Source organism: Myxococcaceae bacterium (genome assembly GCA_016000045.1).
In the GTDB taxonomy this organism is placed as follows: Bacteria; Myxococcota; UBA727; order UBA727; family JABDBI01; genus AER2-1.
The window spans coordinates 22,680-36,837 of sequence record JAECQY010000007.1 but is presented as its reverse complement, the minus strand read 5'-3'; the positions used below and the strand labels follow the sequence as shown (position 1 = coordinate 36,837).

Annotated in this window: 17 protein-coding genes; 12 read left to right on the top strand and 5 right to left on the bottom strand. The window is 47.6% G+C overall.

Annotated elements, in window-relative coordinates; all coding sequences use genetic code 11:
• Window positions 1-250: 250 nt before the first annotated feature.
• The 5 genes from I8H75_04860 (at window position 251) to I8H75_04840 (ending at window position 4,246) form a co-directional block, all read left to right on the top strand.
• Window positions 251-1,261 carry a PQQ-like beta-propeller repeat protein gene (locus tag I8H75_04860; protein ID MBH2006655.1) on the top strand — a complete coding sequence of 337 codons (1,011 nt, stop codon included), beginning with the start codon at window positions 251-253 and terminating at the stop codon, window positions 1,259-1,261.
• A gap of 203 nt (window positions 1,262-1,464) precedes the next feature.
• Window positions 1,465-2,007, top strand: a complete 543-nt coding sequence (locus I8H75_04855) for a DUF1566 domain-containing protein (GenBank protein MBH2006654.1) — start codon at window positions 1,465-1,467, stop codon at window positions 2,005-2,007.
• 104 nt (window positions 2,008-2,111) lie between these two features.
• Complete coding sequence (locus tag I8H75_04850) at window positions 2,112-2,720, top strand: DUF1566 domain-containing protein (GenBank protein ID MBH2006653.1); 609 nt, start codon at window positions 2,112-2,114, stop codon at window positions 2,718-2,720.
• A 104-nt stretch (window positions 2,721-2,824) separates the two neighbouring features.
• A complete protein-coding gene (locus tag I8H75_04845; GenBank protein ID MBH2006652.1) occupies window positions 2,825-3,430 on the top strand; it encodes a DUF1566 domain-containing protein in 606 nt (201 codons plus the stop codon).
• 372 nt (window positions 3,431-3,802) lie between these two features.
• A complete protein-coding gene (locus I8H75_04840; protein ID MBH2006651.1) occupies window positions 3,803-4,246 on the top strand; it encodes a DUF1566 domain-containing protein in 444 nt (147 codons plus the stop codon).
• Window positions 4,247-4,285: 39 nt separating this feature from the next.
• Here I8H75_04840 and I8H75_04835 read toward each other — a convergent pair whose 3' ends face one another.
• Window positions 4,286-5,086 (bottom strand): inositol monophosphatase, encoded by an 801-nt coding sequence (locus I8H75_04835; protein ID MBH2006650.1) that lies wholly within the window; start codon window positions 5,084-5,086, stop codon window positions 4,286-4,288.
• Window positions 5,050-6,390 (bottom strand): HD domain-containing protein, encoded by a 1,341-nt coding sequence (locus tag I8H75_04830; GenBank protein ID MBH2006649.1) that lies wholly within the window; start codon window positions 6,388-6,390, stop codon window positions 5,050-5,052. The genes I8H75_04835 and I8H75_04830 overlap by 37 nt, the downstream gene beginning before the upstream one ends.
• Before the next feature lie 186 nt (window positions 6,391-6,576).
• On the opposite strand from I8H75_04830, the gene I8H75_04825 reads away from it, so the two are divergent.
• The 7 genes from I8H75_04825 to I8H75_04795 all read left to right on the top strand — a co-directional run bounded on the left by I8H75_04825 (window position 6,577) and on the right by I8H75_04795 (window position 11,768).
• Window positions 6,577-6,816 (top strand): hypothetical protein, encoded by a 240-nt coding sequence (locus I8H75_04825; GenBank protein ID MBH2006648.1) that lies wholly within the window; start codon window positions 6,577-6,579, stop codon window positions 6,814-6,816.
• Window positions 6,813-7,142, top strand: a complete 330-nt coding sequence (locus tag I8H75_04820; protein MBH2006647.1) for a type II toxin-antitoxin system PemK/MazF family toxin — start codon at window positions 6,813-6,815, stop codon at window positions 7,140-7,142. Before I8H75_04825 ends, I8H75_04820 begins: the two co-directional genes overlap by 4 nt.
• Window positions 7,143-7,208: 66 nt before the next feature.
• Window positions 7,209-7,745: a 4'-phosphopantetheinyl transferase superfamily protein gene (locus I8H75_04815; GenBank protein ID MBH2006646.1), complete on the top strand. Its 537-nt coding sequence runs from the start codon at window positions 7,209-7,211 to the stop codon at window positions 7,743-7,745.
• Window positions 7,690-8,913, top strand: coding sequence for a TolC family protein (locus I8H75_04810; protein MBH2006645.1), 1,224 nt, complete (start codon window positions 7,690-7,692; stop codon window positions 8,911-8,913). The genes I8H75_04815 and I8H75_04810 overlap by 56 nt, the downstream gene beginning before the upstream one ends.
• The gene (locus I8H75_04805; protein ID MBH2006644.1) at window positions 8,903-9,685 is read left to right on the top strand and encodes a DUF721 domain-containing protein; all 783 of its coding nucleotides are present in this window, start codon (window positions 8,903-8,905) and stop codon (window positions 9,683-9,685) included. Before I8H75_04810 ends, I8H75_04805 begins: the two co-directional genes overlap by 11 nt.
• A 287-nt stretch (window positions 9,686-9,972) precedes the next feature.
• Complete coding sequence (locus I8H75_04800; GenBank protein MBH2006643.1) at window positions 9,973-10,371, top strand: hypothetical protein; 399 nt, start codon at window positions 9,973-9,975, stop codon at window positions 10,369-10,371.
• Between the two features lie 209 nt (window positions 10,372-10,580).
• On the top strand, window positions 10,581-11,768 hold the full coding sequence (locus tag I8H75_04795; GenBank protein ID MBH2006642.1) for a DUF1566 domain-containing protein: 1,188 nt from the start codon (window positions 10,581-10,583) through the stop codon (window positions 11,766-11,768).
• Between the two features lie 95 nt (window positions 11,769-11,863).
• Here the strand turns inward: I8H75_04795 and I8H75_04790 are convergent, their stop codons facing one another.
• Genes I8H75_04790 through I8H75_04780 form a run of 3 tightly spaced genes read right to left on the bottom strand, consistent with a single transcriptional unit; the run spans window position 11,864 to window position 14,153 of the window.
• Window positions 11,864-12,172 carry a 4Fe-4S binding protein gene (locus tag I8H75_04790; protein ID MBH2006641.1) on the bottom strand — a complete coding sequence of 103 codons (309 nt, stop codon included), beginning with the start codon at window positions 12,170-12,172 and terminating at the stop codon, window positions 11,864-11,866.
• Window positions 12,173-12,187: 15 nt separating this feature from the next.
• Window positions 12,188-13,609 carry a hypothetical protein gene (locus I8H75_04785; protein ID MBH2006640.1) on the bottom strand — a complete coding sequence of 474 codons (1,422 nt, stop codon included), beginning with the start codon at window positions 13,607-13,609 and terminating at the stop codon, window positions 12,188-12,190.
• Window positions 13,584-14,153, bottom strand: a complete 570-nt coding sequence (locus I8H75_04780) for a hypothetical protein (protein MBH2006639.1) — start codon at window positions 14,151-14,153, stop codon at window positions 13,584-13,586. The genes I8H75_04785 and I8H75_04780 overlap by 26 nt, the downstream gene beginning before the upstream one ends.
• Between the last annotated feature and the right edge of the window lie 5 nt (window positions 14,154-14,158).

Here is a 14,158-nt window from a genome sequence, read left to right as displayed (position 1 = left end):
GTTAAATGGAGATTTAAGTGCTCACAATGAGATAAATGAAAATTTACTAGCGAATACCTTTTGGTCCTCAACAGAAATCAATGCTCTCCCAGGCTATTTTTGGAACATTGATTTCGATCTTGGGCCTGATCACGAAGAGCGTGTTTATAACTGTTACCATGAATTATTGCTGCGTGTCAGATTGGTCCGTAATCGAGATAGATAATAGAACTATTTTCTATTTAATCAGAGCTATTCAGAGGAGGAAAGAGTGAAAATTTTTAGTTTAAATTGGTTGATTGTTTTATTGTCATATCATCTTTGGGCTGATCCAGGCATACTGAATTGGCAACTTGAGGTGAGGGCTCAAGACCTGAGTGCAATGACTGCGGGTCTCAATGTTGTGTATGTTGGCTCTTTGAGCGGAAGTCTTCATGCAGTGGATGCGCAAAATGGAACAGAGATTTGGAGATTCGATACAAATGGCTCTCTTATTTCAAGATCTACAGCGCTGCCTGAGGCCGTCTACTTTGCTTCGGACGATGGCTATCTGTATGCTTTAGAGGCTGCAACGGGAAAAATGTTCTGGAATTTAAGCATTAATGCTTCTTACTCATCACCGGTCTTTCAAGACGATGTGCTTTATGTTGGTTCAAATAGCAATGCTCTGTATGCAGTCAATGCTTCAACGGGGGTCGAGTTGTGGAAATTTGAAACCAATGAACCGGTTTCTGTGACGGTTGTTGCGGATGAGTCGGCTGTTTATTTTCCATCGGGCCGATATCTCTATGCTATCGATAGAAAGACACATGAAAAACTTTGGACTTTTGATTTAGGATTTTACGGCGCTTCTCCTTTGATGAGCGAGGGAGTTTTGTATCTTACGCTTGACGAAGGAGGGATTTGTGCCGTTAACTCTACAACTGGAGAGAGTGTTTGGAGGAATTCAATGAATAATGGGCTGTTATCTTCTCCAAGGTTGATGAATCGTACCCTGTTTGTTTCTTCTCAGTATGGAACGACATTCGCAGTGGATGCCGAAACCGGAACGAAGAAATGGAGTTTTAATACGAGCAGCCGATTTTATGAGCCGCCCGCGGTTATGGAGGGTATTGTTTATGTATCAACGGACAGCGGCCTTGATGCCTTGAATGCCAGTACGGGTCAAGAGCTTTGGACTTGCCTCATTCATGGTGTGGTGGAGTCTGCCCCGGTTGTTGGAAATGAGCAGGTGTATGTAACTTATTATGATGTGTTATATGCAGTTAATGCCGGAGTATAATAGGGTGGATTCCTGCGGTTGACTGCCTGCTGAAAACTAATGACACACTTAAAGATGGCTTGATGATACCTGATTTACGTTTAGAAGAGCATCATCCCAACAGGCAAACTGAAAAAGATTCTAGACCTGGAGATTCTATAGAAGTAAAACGATTACTGGATGCATTTTGCCTGTTTCAGATAATTTAAGGGAGCACGAAGACTATGATTCAAAAAAGTGTTTTTTTTCTTGTTTTTATTCCGTCGTTGGCTTTTGGGCAGATGATGGGGAGCGATCGAGTGGGTATGATGTTCAGTCTGCCAGTACAGGATTTGACTTTTCAGGGCTCCGCTTGGACTTCAGCTATGCGAGTAAATCCATTTCCGGACCTTACTGATTGGTATACAGGTCCTCGAGAACTCGAAGTTCCAAGGCTTGAATGGGAACTTAATCGGGGAAATTCGCCGATAATGACTTTTGAGGAAGCTCAAGCTTATGCTGCCAGTCGAGCGGCAGAAGGGTGGCGATTGCCAACAATTTGGGAATTAGAGGCGCTCTATCGACAGCAAGAAGTGCTGGGCGGGGATATGGGTGATATCGATGAAGATAGCTTAGCGGGTGCTTTTTGGTCAGCAACAGAAGTTCATGATCACTCTGATTACACTTGGTATGTTAATTTTGTGCTTGATCCTAATCATGAAGAACGTGTGGATAATTGCTTTCACGAACTAGAATTACGCGTTAGATTAGTGCGTGATGCTAGATAAAAGAGTCTGAATATGGAGTGGACTGTTTTTGGGTTCTTGCTGGGGTGTGAGAATTTGCTGGCGATTGCTATTAGGTCTTGTGTTTTCATGATCAGGAGTTGTGTATGATTCGAAAATGTATTTTCTTGTTTCTTATGTCGCCGTTTGCTTTGGGTCAAATGAGCATGGGAAGTAGGGGACTTAGCGTGATTCGGCAGAGTTTTGTCTCGTCGTTAGTTTTTAGCCGTATGCATAGGGGCACTTATCCTCGAAATTTTTCTGCTCAGCGTGCTGCTTCAAACTCAGTGGCTCGAACGTTGCCAATGAGGGTAAATCCGCTTCGAAACGTTAACGAAGGGTATACAGGCCCTCGAAGATCCGCAGTTGTTCCAGCGCTTGAATGGGAACTCAATCGAGCCAATTCACCGATGATGACTCTTCGACAAGCTCAAGCTTATGCAGCCAGTCGGGTAGCTGAAGGGTGGCGATTGCCAACGATCTGGGAGTTGGAGGCACTTCATAGGCAACAGGAAGTGCTAGATGAGGATTTTAATAATGATAATTCTGAAGAGGATTTGCTAGAGGGTAGTTTTTGGTCAGCAACACCGGTAATGGATGGATCTGATTATGTCTGGAGTGTTTATTTTGCCCTTGATCCTGACCATGATGAGCCTATTGAGGGTTGTTATAAGCGATTGAAATTACGCGTCAGATTGGTGCGCGATGCTAGATAAAAGAGCCTGAAGATGGAGTCGACTGTTTTGGGGCTCTTGCTGGGGTGTGAGAACTTGTTGGCGATTGCTATTAGGTCTCGTGTTTTCATGATCAGGAGTTGTGTATGATTCGAAAATGTATTTTCTTGTTTCTTATGTCGCCGTTTGCTTTGGGTCAAATGAGCATGGGAAGTAGGGGACTTAGCGTGATTCGGCAGAGTTTTGTCTCGTCGTTAGTTTTTAGCCGTATGCATAGGGGCACTTATCCTCGAAATTTTTCTGCTCAGCGTGCTGCTTCAAACTCAGTGGCTCGAACGTTGCCGATGAGGGTAAATCCGCTTCGAAACGTTGACGATGATTATACGGGCCCTCGAAGATCCGCAGTTGTTCCAGCGCTTGAATGGGAACTCAATCGAGCCGATTCACCGATGATGACTCTTCGACAAGCTCAAGCTTATGCAGCCGGTCGGGCAGCTGAAGGGTGGCGATTGCCAACGATCTGGGAGTTGGAGGCGCTTTATAGGCAGCAAGAAGTATTAGACGGAGATTTCAACGAAGATTTAGAAGAGAGTTTGTTAGAGGCTGTTTTTTGGTCGTCAACGGCGACGGAGGGTGCACCGGATTTTATCTGGAGCCCTGATTTTGCCCTTGGGCCTAATAACTGGGAACGCGTTAGTGATTTCCATCGTCGAGCAAAATTACGCGTCAGATTGGTTCGTGATCCTTGTTGAAAGAGCTTGAAAAAGTCTTACTTCTGACGGATTTCCTTGAGAAAGCCTTTGGTCTTCTGCTGCTCTCGCAGGTAATGCGGGTGTATTCATGCCTCTTTGCCGTGTGAACGAATAGCCATTCTCGTCGATTGTTTATTGGATTCAGAGCCTTTATCGGGACTAGCCTTCAAGGTAGGTTTCGAGGTAAAAAGCGATGAGGAGTCGTGCGTGGTTCAAAAATATGTTTTCCTGTTTTTCATGTCATCGTCCGTTTTTGGTCAAATGAGTATGAGAGGTAGCGGACCTGATGGGATTCGAGAAGGTTCTATTTCGTCATTAGTCTCTAGCCAGGTGGATAGAGCTGATGTCTCTGAAAATTCTTCAACCCGATCTGTGAGACCGAATAACGTAGCTCGAACTTTACCCATTCGAATCAATCTATTGTCAGATCTGGGTGGCTGGAACACAGATCTTCAAGAACTGGAGGTTCCAGAGCTTGAGTGGGAGCTCAATCGAGGAGACTCGGAGACGATGACTTTCGAACAAGCCGAAGCTTATGCGGCCGATCGGTCTGCCGATGGATGGCGATTGCCAACACTTTGGGAGCTAGAAGCACTTTATCGGCAGTCCGAAGTGTTGAATAGAGATTTGAGTGATGACTTCAATAATGAATATTTACTGGTGAATGCTTTTTGGTCGTCAACAGAAGTCGAGGGTCGATCGACTCATATTTGGCATATTGATTTCGGACTTGGACTAAACGATGAAGAGCGTGTTGATCACTCTTTCCACGAGCTGGAATTGCGTGTCAGATTGGTGCGTTCTCGAGAAGCCTGATCCAGGGTGTTCGAAATTGAAAAAGGCTATCTATTGATATTAAACCTGAGTGAGTATTCTCATTGCCGCTGGATGCAAAAACCGATTACTCGCTAGCAAGCTGTCTTGAAACAAATGGATGGATTGGCCCGCATAGTTGGTGACCTGTCCTCCCGCTTCTTGAACCAACAAGATTCCGGCAGCCATGTCCCAGGGTTTGAGGCCGTTTTCCCAGTACAGATCCAAACGTCCCATCGCTACCCAGCATAAATCGATGCTGGCTGCGCCGGTACGACGAAGTCCCAGCGATTCTTTCAAGAATTGCCAAGTCTCGGGAAGATTGCTGCTTGGGTACGTGATTTCCGGATGATTAAAGTATCCGGTTGAGAGGACAGCATTTTCCAAACTTTGGATTGAGCTCACGGAGATTCGCTGCCCATTGAGAAAAGCACCCTGGTCGCGAGACGCGTAGAAACACTCCTCTTGAAAGGGGTTGTAAACGCAGCCTGCCAGTAACTGGTTTGCAAATGGATCGTAGGCTGCGATCGAAACTGCGCATAAGGGGATATTGCGTGCGTAATTGGTGGTTCCATCAATGGGATCAACCATCCAAGCGACAGGCTTTTCAAAAGTTCCGACTGCTCGGTGCGTCTCCGGATCTTCTTCGCTCAAAACAAAACTGTTTGGGCATTGTTCCAGTAGGCGCTCTTTAATCAGCGTATGGGCAGCTCTGTCGGCATCGGTGACGAGATCATAACGACTCTTCTTCTCGATATAGCGTGGCTTTTGAGCAAGTTCGCGAATCAGAGCTCCCGCTTCTCGGGCTACTTGGACAGAGATTCTTTGGAGTTCTTGTACCATGTCAGGGCCTCGTCAAGGGTGGAGAATGCTCCATCCAGCTGAGCTTCGTAGGCTTTTTTAAGGACCCTGCCAAGGGTAGGACCTGCTTGAAAACCAATTTCGAGCAGGTGTCGGCCCAATAAAATAGGCTCAGGGCCTTTTTGGTGCACCGCTAGGGTTTGAGCTTGTTCTAAAAGCCATTCACTGGAAGGATCGATGCCCAATTTCGCGTCTTCCGTGGTGCGTCCTAAGAAATCGGCTTTGGCTACGAGGCACAGATTTTCGATGTTGACGCGTGTAGCGAGTCGACGAATGGCAGCAGAAGAAACCTGATCTCGGACTCGATAGAGTTGGCAGGGTTTCAGGTGTTCTTGGACGAGTGGAATGACTTCGCGGATGAGATCTTCCGATAGCGCCAAACGCGTTAAGAATTGGCGGGTAGGAAGAGCACCAGCAGATTCATGATTTTTGCTTCGCCATCGGCCATCTTCCATGCGAGTGGTTTCGGGTTTGCCTAAATCATGGCACAGAGCGGCTAAGCGAATGGTCAAGGAGTCGGATAATTTGCAAGCTTCATCGATGACCATGAGGGTGTGAATCCAAACGTCTCCTTCTGGGTGCCACTGAGGGTCTTGGGGACAATCGATCAAAGCCGCTAACTCCGGGAACAGGCAGAGTGCTCCAGTCTCCCGAAGTGCTTGAAGGCCGAGCGAGGGTTTTGCAGCGCTTAAAAGTTTTTTGAATTCTTCTCCGATGCGTTCTCGTGGCAGGCTGGAAAGCTCCGCATTGAGATTTCGGCACTTGATGAGCGTTTCCGCATGAATCTGAAGATTAAACCGGGCTGTAAACTGACAGGCTCTGAGAACCCGGAGAGGATCCTCGTCAAACGCGTCCGAGACGTGTCGCAAAATTCCTTGCTTTAAATCGGCCTGTCCGCCGAATGGATCTAAAAGCTCGCCCGTTATTAAATCGATTCCCATCGCATTGATGCTAAAGTCTCTACGCGATGCCGCTTGTTCAAACGAAAGCTCTGAGTCGGTTTGAACGATAAACCCTTTATGACCCTGTCCTGTTTTGTTCTCGGTTCTTGGCAAGCTGATATCAAAGTTTCTGAGCTTCAAAACCCCGAAGCTTTTTCCAACAGCATGAAGAGCACCGAGCGGCTTCAAGGCTTGTTCAACAGCATCGATAGACAGCTGATAAACTTCTAGGTCGAAATCTTTGCTGAGTGTTCCTAAGAGACGGTCTCGGACGGAGCCTCCGACCAAAACGGGTTTTCCTCCTGCTTGGATCAAAGCTTGGCTGATGGATTCGATGGAGATCATAGGATCGATAGTTTGAAAGCCTATTTCTAAAAATGCAAGGCAGAGATGATACAAAGTTTTGGATGGTCCGAATTGAGCGTCGATATTCACTGTGGGCCTTAGAGAAACTTCATTGGACTTAGATTCGCCCCATGCGAAATTGACTCTGACTTGATTGCTGAGGTTAAAGATGCAATACTGTGTGTTATGAGTGCCACAACGAGCGTACGCCTGTCGGAAGATCTAAGATTAGAGCTTGAAGCCGCGTCTCGACAGCTTCAGCGAGGGAAAAATTGGGTTATTGTTGAAGCTTTGCGTATCTACATGAAAAGCCTCAAGAATCCATCGCTTGAATCTGAGGCAAAAAGACAGAGCCTGCTGGTTTCAAGCCAGGACAAAACGGATACCTTCTGGGAAGAGAACGCTGATACTCAGGGTTGGGTATGAAAATTTCCAGAGGCGATGTTGTTATTTGCGTGACTCAAGGTGATTATGGTAAACCAAGACCAGCCGTTGTTGTGCAGTCTGACTTGTTCAATGAAACCCACCCCAGCATCACACTCTGTCCTATCACCTCGGAGGTGCATGATGCATCGTTGATCAGGGTATCGATTGGACATCATCCAAGCAATGGATTGCACAATAAATCTCAGGTCATGGTTGATAAAATTGTAAGCATTCCACGAACAAAAATTAAAGAGGTAGTCGGAAAAATCTCAATGAAGGAGTTGGACTTAGTTCAGCGAACTTTAAAAAACTGGCTTGCCCTCTAGCAAAGTCTTTGTCAGTGTTCCAAAGCCTATTTCTAAAAATGCAAGGCAGATGATACAAAGTTTTGGATGGTTCGAATTTATCGTATTCCAATCCGGGAAAAGAGCGACGCGCAGCGTGCCATGCGAAAGATTTTAGCCCTAGAGCTCAAGATTCCATTGTCATCGCTCGATATTCGTTACGGGTGCTGGGGCAAACCTTTGCACGAAGGGATCCATTTCTCCTTAAGCCATAGTTATCGAATGGCCCTGTTTGCTGTGGATGATTCTCAACCCGTTGGGATCGATTTGGAATGGCTTCGGCCGATGCCAAACTTTCAGAAGCTTGCTCAGCGATTTTTTTGGGGGCCTGAAAAGATTTGCTGCGATGAAGCCGAATTCTTTCGTATCTGGACCGCTAAAGAAGCATTGTGCAAAGTGAACGGGGAGCCGATTCTGGGTTCTTTGAAACAGCCTGTCTCTTGGAGTCGAGTGGTTCCGATCCATTGCGCAAAGGGTTATGTGGCTCATCTGGCTTTCCAAACTCAAACGAGATCGTTAGAACCAAATCATGTTTTCGATTTTTCTATCGAGCTTGCTGAGTTTGAATCTTGCGATCGAAGCTGAAGCACCACCTCAGAGTTTGACCCTTTCCCAGGCCTTCGATTTTGCTGTCACTCGGAGTGAGCGTATCCTAAGCGCCCGCGAGGAGATCCATGTCTCAAAAGGGTTGGCGAAACAGTCTCTGCAGCGCCTCTTGCCGAATCTGGTCGGAGGCAGTGTGATCGGAGAGACCATTCAATGGACAGGAAATCTCCAGATTCCCTTGATCGATGTCTCTGCTGGCCTCTCGGCGGTTCGTGCATTTCAGTCTGTCAAGGTCGCTGAAGCTTCTTACGAACGGCAACAAGAGACGATGTTGTTAGCGGTTGCCGAAGCCTATCTTCAGGCTTTTATGCACCAAAAACGACTGGAATTGTCTGCTCGGCAGCACGAAATCTCTCAAAAGCACTATGCCGCAGCACAAAGAAAAGCCGACCTTCAAGAGATTTCGAAATTGGACTTGAAACGCGCTGAGCTCTTGGTTACCAAGACGCAGCTGGATTACGCAAATCACCAAGCATCGGTCCGAACTTCCAGAGGGGCTTTGGCGGATCTGTTGGGTTGCAATATGCAAGTGGAGTTGAGCCCAGTGAGAGGCTGGGAGCTACCTAGCTCCATGAAGACGGATGACTTATTAGAAGAGGCCCGAATCCATCGATCGGATTGGAAATCGGTTGGTATTTCAGTCCAGGCAGCATGGCTGAATAGTCAGAGTAGCCTTTGGCAATTCATGCCGACCCTACAGTTTCAAACCGGCTTTCTCGCTCCCTTGAAACAAGACATGCAGTGGCAGTGGAGTCTGAATGTATCACTCCCCCTTTTCGACGGCTATGCTCGGTATGGCCTGGCGCAAACGGCTCGAGCGAAATGGCGCCAAGAAAAGCAAAAAAAGCAGCTTCTGGAGCGAGGGATGGCTCTTCAGATAGCCGGAGCCAAAGTAGAGCTCGAGCGCGCGAAAGAGGTGTTGTCTTTGCAAAAAAACTTGGTTGAAATCAATGAAGCGGCCTTAAATAGCGCTCAGAATCGCTATCAATTGGGTCAAGCTACCAGCCTAGACTTGCTGGATGAGCAAACGCGTTTGTTTCAGGCTCAGAAAGATGAGCAAGAAGCACAGACCAAGCTGTTGCAATCGCAACTGATTCTCCGCTATGTTTTGGGAGATCCGAGGAAGGGACTCTTGAATGATGGATGACGCAACGCGAACCGTCTATAAAATTTTGAAACGGCATTTTGAACAAAGTGAAACGTTGTTAGAAGCCTGGAAGGAAGCCGCTCGATTGGCGGTGACGGAGCTTTCTCGGGCGGGTTGGCCTGGAGAGGAATTGACCCGTGACCAAAGAGCCTGGGTTCGGTTTGAGCTGGAACGGGTAGCGCAGGATCTTTCGTATGCGAGCGATGCCGAGTCTCTCTTGAAATTTTCGCAACTGGCTATGGCCAGCATGGCTCGGCTGGCACCGAAAAAACCCACGAAGCAGCGAGAAAAGCAGCGTTTGATAGACTACGTCAAGTCGGAGAGCCTAAAAAGTGGTCCTTCGGAAGTGGGGGCTGTGCGCGCGGCAACGCGCTACTGGAAGCATCAAAAGCAGAAAGAACAGGAGACCACTTACATCCCTCCTCAACCGGAGAATCGATTGCTGGACCTCCTATCTTTGCCCAAACAAGCAGGAGCCCGGCTTCCTAAACAAGATCTTCGCGGTTTAATCCTAAAAAGCTCTTTGTCGGAACTTCTGCTCAAAGCAAGCTGTTTTGTTCCTGAGCTTTGGCGGCCGGTTTTGGGCTCGGAATTAAGCCAAAAGATGAAATTAGTCGGTTTTTTCGACCGAGGAAATCGGGTGATTTTGGCAGAAGTATCATCGTCTTCCGTAGCGCATGATTTGGCGTTTCGAAAACCTGAGATTTTAGCCCGATTAAGGAAAATTCGCGAGTTTGAGCACGTCAACGATCTGCGCTTTTCGATTACTTAAGAAGTTTCCAGTGGGAATGAAATCGATATCGTAAACAGATCCATCCACTTTACAGATCTCTCGAAGCTTTTGCGTCAGCTCTCAAAAAATGGTTCAAGCGTTGCTTCTATCGGGTGTCTTTATTATCCAGCACCCCCAATGAATAGTTAAAACACCGAAAGATATCAATGAAAATCGCGACAAAGGTTGTGCTGACACAGGAAAAAGGGCTCATTTCGATTTATACGACGTCGGTAAAGTATTTCTAGTTGTCTGATTAGCGTCAGTATGCTTTATTGGAACGCATAATGCATCTACACAAAGAAATACAAAAATCCAGACGACAAAAGTCCTCATATAAAGATTTACAGATTGTTTACTTAAGCGAAGGGGTCTCTGCAATCTCAAAGCTCTACGCAGGAGGTACTGCTAGCTCGATTGCAATCAAGAAAGCTCTTAGAGCTTTGGCTGTTAACAAACAGATCAATCTTGATTCTTTTGAGCGCTGGGTGGTTCAAAATCTACCCACTCATCGCGGAAGAGCCACTCCGAAAGAGGGTTCTCGAAGAATCTATCGAGCTCAGCGTGTTCATAACTCGGGGCCATTTTTGCGTCTTCCCTTGAACTCTCTGAAGATTGAAAAAGGCGAGCTTATTTCCGTTAAATTTGAAAAAAATCAGATTGTTGTTCAAAAAGAGCAACAGTAGAAATCCAGGATGCTGTTCACTCTTTTCATCCGCTTCGCGGATGCTTTTGGTGTGAAACAGCTCCGCCTTGTTGCTGGGGAATGGAGAATCCCAGCACAGGTTCATGCTTGCTTGTTAAGCAAATATTCACAATTCTACCAAACAGAGTGTACGACCAGAAGAGTAGGTTTTCGAATAACTTCATCAATGAGAGGAAAGTCTTGTTTAATATGAATCCAATCTTCGTTTCTATTTTTTTTGTTTTTGCCCTGTCTCCCAATTTGTTAGCTTGGAATTTGTTCGGGCATCGTCCTGCTTGGTTGCAAGATGCTAGGTCCGAGATGGCTCGAATGGGTCAGCAGATCCGAGATAGCGTTCGAGAGCTAAAGCTCTTCTCGCTGGGTTCGGCTTGGGTGCCGCTGACTCGCATCGGCGACGACTACATCGCGCAAATGAGCCAGCGCAATAACCGTATCAAAGAACTTCGACGAGAGATTCACCGACTGCGCCAAATCGGCAAGGCTTGTGAGGCAGCAGAAGAAGAGCTCTTGCGACTGATTGAGCTCGGTACTTTGCCTGAGAAACGTCAAGAAAGAGCTTTGGAGATGGGCTTAGACCTGACAGATGCAGCACCGGGCGAATTATCTTTGCCTGTGTCTGGGGAAAAACATTCGGTACCGGGAATATGTTTCATTCCCGGTGCGGGCGACCCATCGCCTCAATCGGAGCCTTTTGCTGGCGATGTGGGCCAGGACTTATCCGATCCTTGGGCTCCTGGGGAGACGAATGAGCCCTTTTTCAAGAGGAAAAAACCTAGTTCGAAAGATCTGATCTTGGTGCTGAGGCAAGTTTTGCAGAGCCCTGAAGTGGGTTCGGATCAGGAACTTCGCAATGTGTTGAGCCGTCATCTTGAACGGCTCTTAGAGCAAACGCATGATGATGATTTGGAAAAGGATCAATTAGAGATGCATCAGCAGCTGGCTCAGCTATTCAATCTGCAAGGCGAGATCGATGGGTCGGTGCGTGAAGCTCTTACCCTCCATGTATTTTCCTTCAATAGCGTTCGCACTCAGTCGATGCGAGTGGATCCGCTGAGTCGAGCAGAAGATAGCTATCCAGGGCCACGCGCATCTCAGGACGTACCTGCCCTGGAATGGAGCGCTCGGAGTTCGCAACTAATGACTTTTGAAGAGGCTGAAGCTTACGCCGCGAGCCACTCATCAGAAGGGTGGAGGTTGCCAACGATTTGGGAATTAGAAGCGCTGTATCAACAACGTAGTGCCTTAGAAGAAGATGACCAATCGTGGTATTGGTCCAATACGCTGGTTGGCGGCTACGCATGGTTGCTTTACTTTTATAGTGGGCAGGTCGAGAGCGACCATATGAGCAATGTTTACTATGTCCGTTGTGTTCGCTGAGTCAGTTCGCAGGGCGATCGCAAAAAACTAGACGCCCTCTCCCAACAGGAGAGGGAAGATTCATTTTCTGGATTGTCCTGGGTTAGTTCGCTGTTCTATTCAAACCCAAGTTCTTTTTTGCGTTGCTCAGCTGTCGGGAGCGGATCTTGCTTTTGGGTGATATTTTCGCATTGCCCAGCCCGCTCAGCGTTGATGGCTAACCAGAACTGTTTTTCGGGCGGAAGATTGGATTCGTCGTAAATAGCGCTTACTGGACATTCAGGCTCACAGGCTCCGCAGTCAATGCATTCGTCTGGATTGATGTAGAGCTGTTCGGCGTCTCCATAAAAACAGTCCACAGGGCACACCGACACGCAGTCGGTAAAACGGCAACGCTGACAATTATCGGTCACTACAAACGTCATAAAGCAGCGTGTAACCTACTTATTAAGCTTCAACAAGAGCGATTCCCCATGCCCAGGCCCTAAAATCACCTTGAGTTTATCTCGATACACAAACGATTGTTCGCTTGGAATATGGGGAACATGGTGACAAGATCGGCAATGGCTTTCAGGAACCGACTTTTGGATTTTCGATTTATCGCCGTCTTGAGCGTGTAAGCTTCCAGGCCCATGGCAAGATTCACATTGAACGTCTCCTCGAAAGTCTACTTCTTCTGCTTTGCAATAGCCGCCGGGCTTCATGAAACCCACGCTGTGGCATCCGATGCAGTTGCGATCGAGGGCTTTATTCTTATCTTGAAGCGTCTTCCAAGCAACGGAATGTCCTGACAGTGTTTTGATGATCCGGCCCTGTTCATCTTTGCCAGTGACTTCGACAACCGCTTTTTTCCAGAATTCATAAGCCGCTGAATGACAAGTTTTGCAGCTTTCGGCTCCGACGTAAGAAGCTTCTCCGGTTTTGAGCGTTGGGCATTGAATCCCAGATTCGCAAGCTGCTAGTCGTTTGGGAAGATTGTCTTCGTAAGCCTTTAAGCTCTTGGCAATTTGGGGATCCGGCTTGATTTCTTTTCGGATTGGGATGGCTTGAAATCGTATAAAGGGGCCTTCGGGCCTTTTTAAAGGTTTTTTTTGAATGGTGGACAACTCACTTTTGGCAAGCTGGATCCGGTTTTTGATGAACTCAGAGTGTGGCATTTTTTGAAGTGAATCGATTCGATTTTTGAGTAGCATCACCTCTTGATCGCGCTGGCTTTTTGAATCATCCAGATCGAGTGGAGCAGCCACCCCGGTTTTCCAGTTGACGATTTCAAGAACCCCTAGGTGTTGTCCCTGAGAGCCTGCCGAAAAAACAAAAGGACCTTTTGGGCCAAGGCGAAAGGGAGGGTACAGCTCGCTGCCCGGTGCTTGTCCCCAAATCACCAAAGAAAGCTTTGCCCACTCGGAGTTTTTGGCTTCCAGTTCCTTTCTGCTGATATTGGCAATGCCTACTTTGAGTCCCGGTCGAGGTTCTATAACCGCAAACCCCGACGAACTGAGGATGGGTATTCCAGCCGATGCAAACATGGATTTGGCCTCGCCCACTTTTAAAACCGTGCCTCGGCAGCCCAGTGTTTTGAGCGTTTTAAGCAGGAGGTCGGATTTCTCGGCATCCGGGCAAGCTTCTTGGGCTGTTGGATCGTTCAGTGTGTTCCCTGCATCAATCCACCAGGCTTTGGGATACTGTTTGAGCAAAGTCGCCAGCCGTGCGATGCCTCCCAAAGGGTCCGCGGTGCAGCCACAGGGCTCAACCCACCCGTTGAAGTTGGTGGTGAATACAAGAGTGGGTTGCAGGGGAGGGCTCTGACAAGTGCAGGCAGAAGCCATCAGCATGAAGCTAAGCAAGCTGCTCTTGGCGATCATCAAAGCGACGGTTAAGAAGTTCCGCTGCCAAAGGCAAATCGAACTCAGGCCCCATGGCCGTTCGATACGTCTGATACCCGCAGTAGATGCACGAAAGATATTCATCACCATGATAAGATCGAGCCAACACAACTCCCATGCCTCGACACTTTGGGCATTCCCCTCGAATGCGATCACGCCTCTGAGGTCCCCCGGCCAGAGGCTGGCCAACGCGAAAGTTGCTGCTGCTTTTCTTCGATATCATTTCTTCAAAAGATTTGGCAGCGCTTTTTTTCCCCGAGGAAGCTTTGACCTGCATGCGAAAGCTGTCCAATGTTTTCGAGAGGGCCCTATGCCGGTCGCCTGCTTGCTTTGCCTCCCACAATGCTTTGAGCTGATCCAGGAGACTTTTTCGAGCGGTGTGCGTTGAAGGTTCAGAACCTGGCTTAAATTGGACTCGAAAGCGTTTCAGTAAATTCAGAATAGAGCTTTCAGCGTTTTGGGAACGAGGTGTTTGGAAGAGTATTTGGAGGTCTTCGAAAAGAGTGTCGCGCGCTGTTGCCATATGCG

What these genes read in the sequence shown, in the direction of transcription:
- I8H75_04820 (MBH2006647.1), top strand. Translation starts at nt 6,813, where the DNA reads ATGAAAATTTCCAGAGGCGATGTTGTTATTTGCGTGACTCAAGGTGAT.
- I8H75_04785 (MBH2006640.1), bottom strand. Translation starts at nt 13,609, where the DNA reads ATGATCGCCAAGAGCAGCTTGCTTAGCTTCATGCTGATGGCTTCTGCC.
- I8H75_04800 (MBH2006643.1), top strand. Translation starts at nt 9,973, where the DNA reads ATGCATCTACACAAAGAAATACAAAAATCCAGACGACAAAAGTCCTCA.
- I8H75_04835 (MBH2006650.1), bottom strand. Translation starts at nt 5,086, where the DNA reads ATGGTACAAGAACTCCAAAGAATCTCTGTCCAAGTAGCCCGAGAAGCG.
- I8H75_04810 (MBH2006645.1), top strand. Translation starts at nt 7,690, where the DNA reads ATGTTTTCGATTTTTCTATCGAGCTTGCTGAGTTTGAATCTTGCGATC.
- I8H75_04780 (MBH2006639.1), bottom strand. Translation starts at nt 14,153, where the DNA reads ATGGCAACAGCGCGCGACACTCTTTTCGAAGACCTCCAAATACTCTTC.
- I8H75_04795 (MBH2006642.1), top strand. Translation starts at nt 10,581, where the DNA reads ATGAATCCAATCTTCGTTTCTATTTTTTTTGTTTTTGCCCTGTCTCCC.
- I8H75_04815 (MBH2006646.1), top strand. Translation starts at nt 7,209, where the DNA reads ATGGTTCGAATTTATCGTATTCCAATCCGGGAAAAGAGCGACGCGCAG.
- I8H75_04790 (MBH2006641.1), bottom strand. Translation starts at nt 12,172, where the DNA reads ATGACGTTTGTAGTGACCGATAATTGTCAGCGTTGCCGTTTTACCGAC.
- I8H75_04825 (MBH2006648.1), top strand. Translation starts at nt 6,577, where the DNA reads ATGAGTGCCACAACGAGCGTACGCCTGTCGGAAGATCTAAGATTAGAG.
- I8H75_04855 (MBH2006654.1), top strand. Translation starts at nt 1,465, where the DNA reads ATGATTCAAAAAAGTGTTTTTTTTCTTGTTTTTATTCCGTCGTTGGCT.
- I8H75_04845 (MBH2006652.1), top strand. Translation starts at nt 2,825, where the DNA reads ATGATTCGAAAATGTATTTTCTTGTTTCTTATGTCGCCGTTTGCTTTG.
- I8H75_04850 (MBH2006653.1), top strand. Translation starts at nt 2,112, where the DNA reads ATGATTCGAAAATGTATTTTCTTGTTTCTTATGTCGCCGTTTGCTTTG.
- I8H75_04805 (MBH2006644.1), top strand. Translation starts at nt 8,903, where the DNA reads ATGATGGATGACGCAACGCGAACCGTCTATAAAATTTTGAAACGGCAT.
- I8H75_04830 (MBH2006649.1), bottom strand. Translation starts at nt 6,390, where the DNA reads ATGATCTCCATCGAATCCATCAGCCAAGCTTTGATCCAAGCAGGAGGA.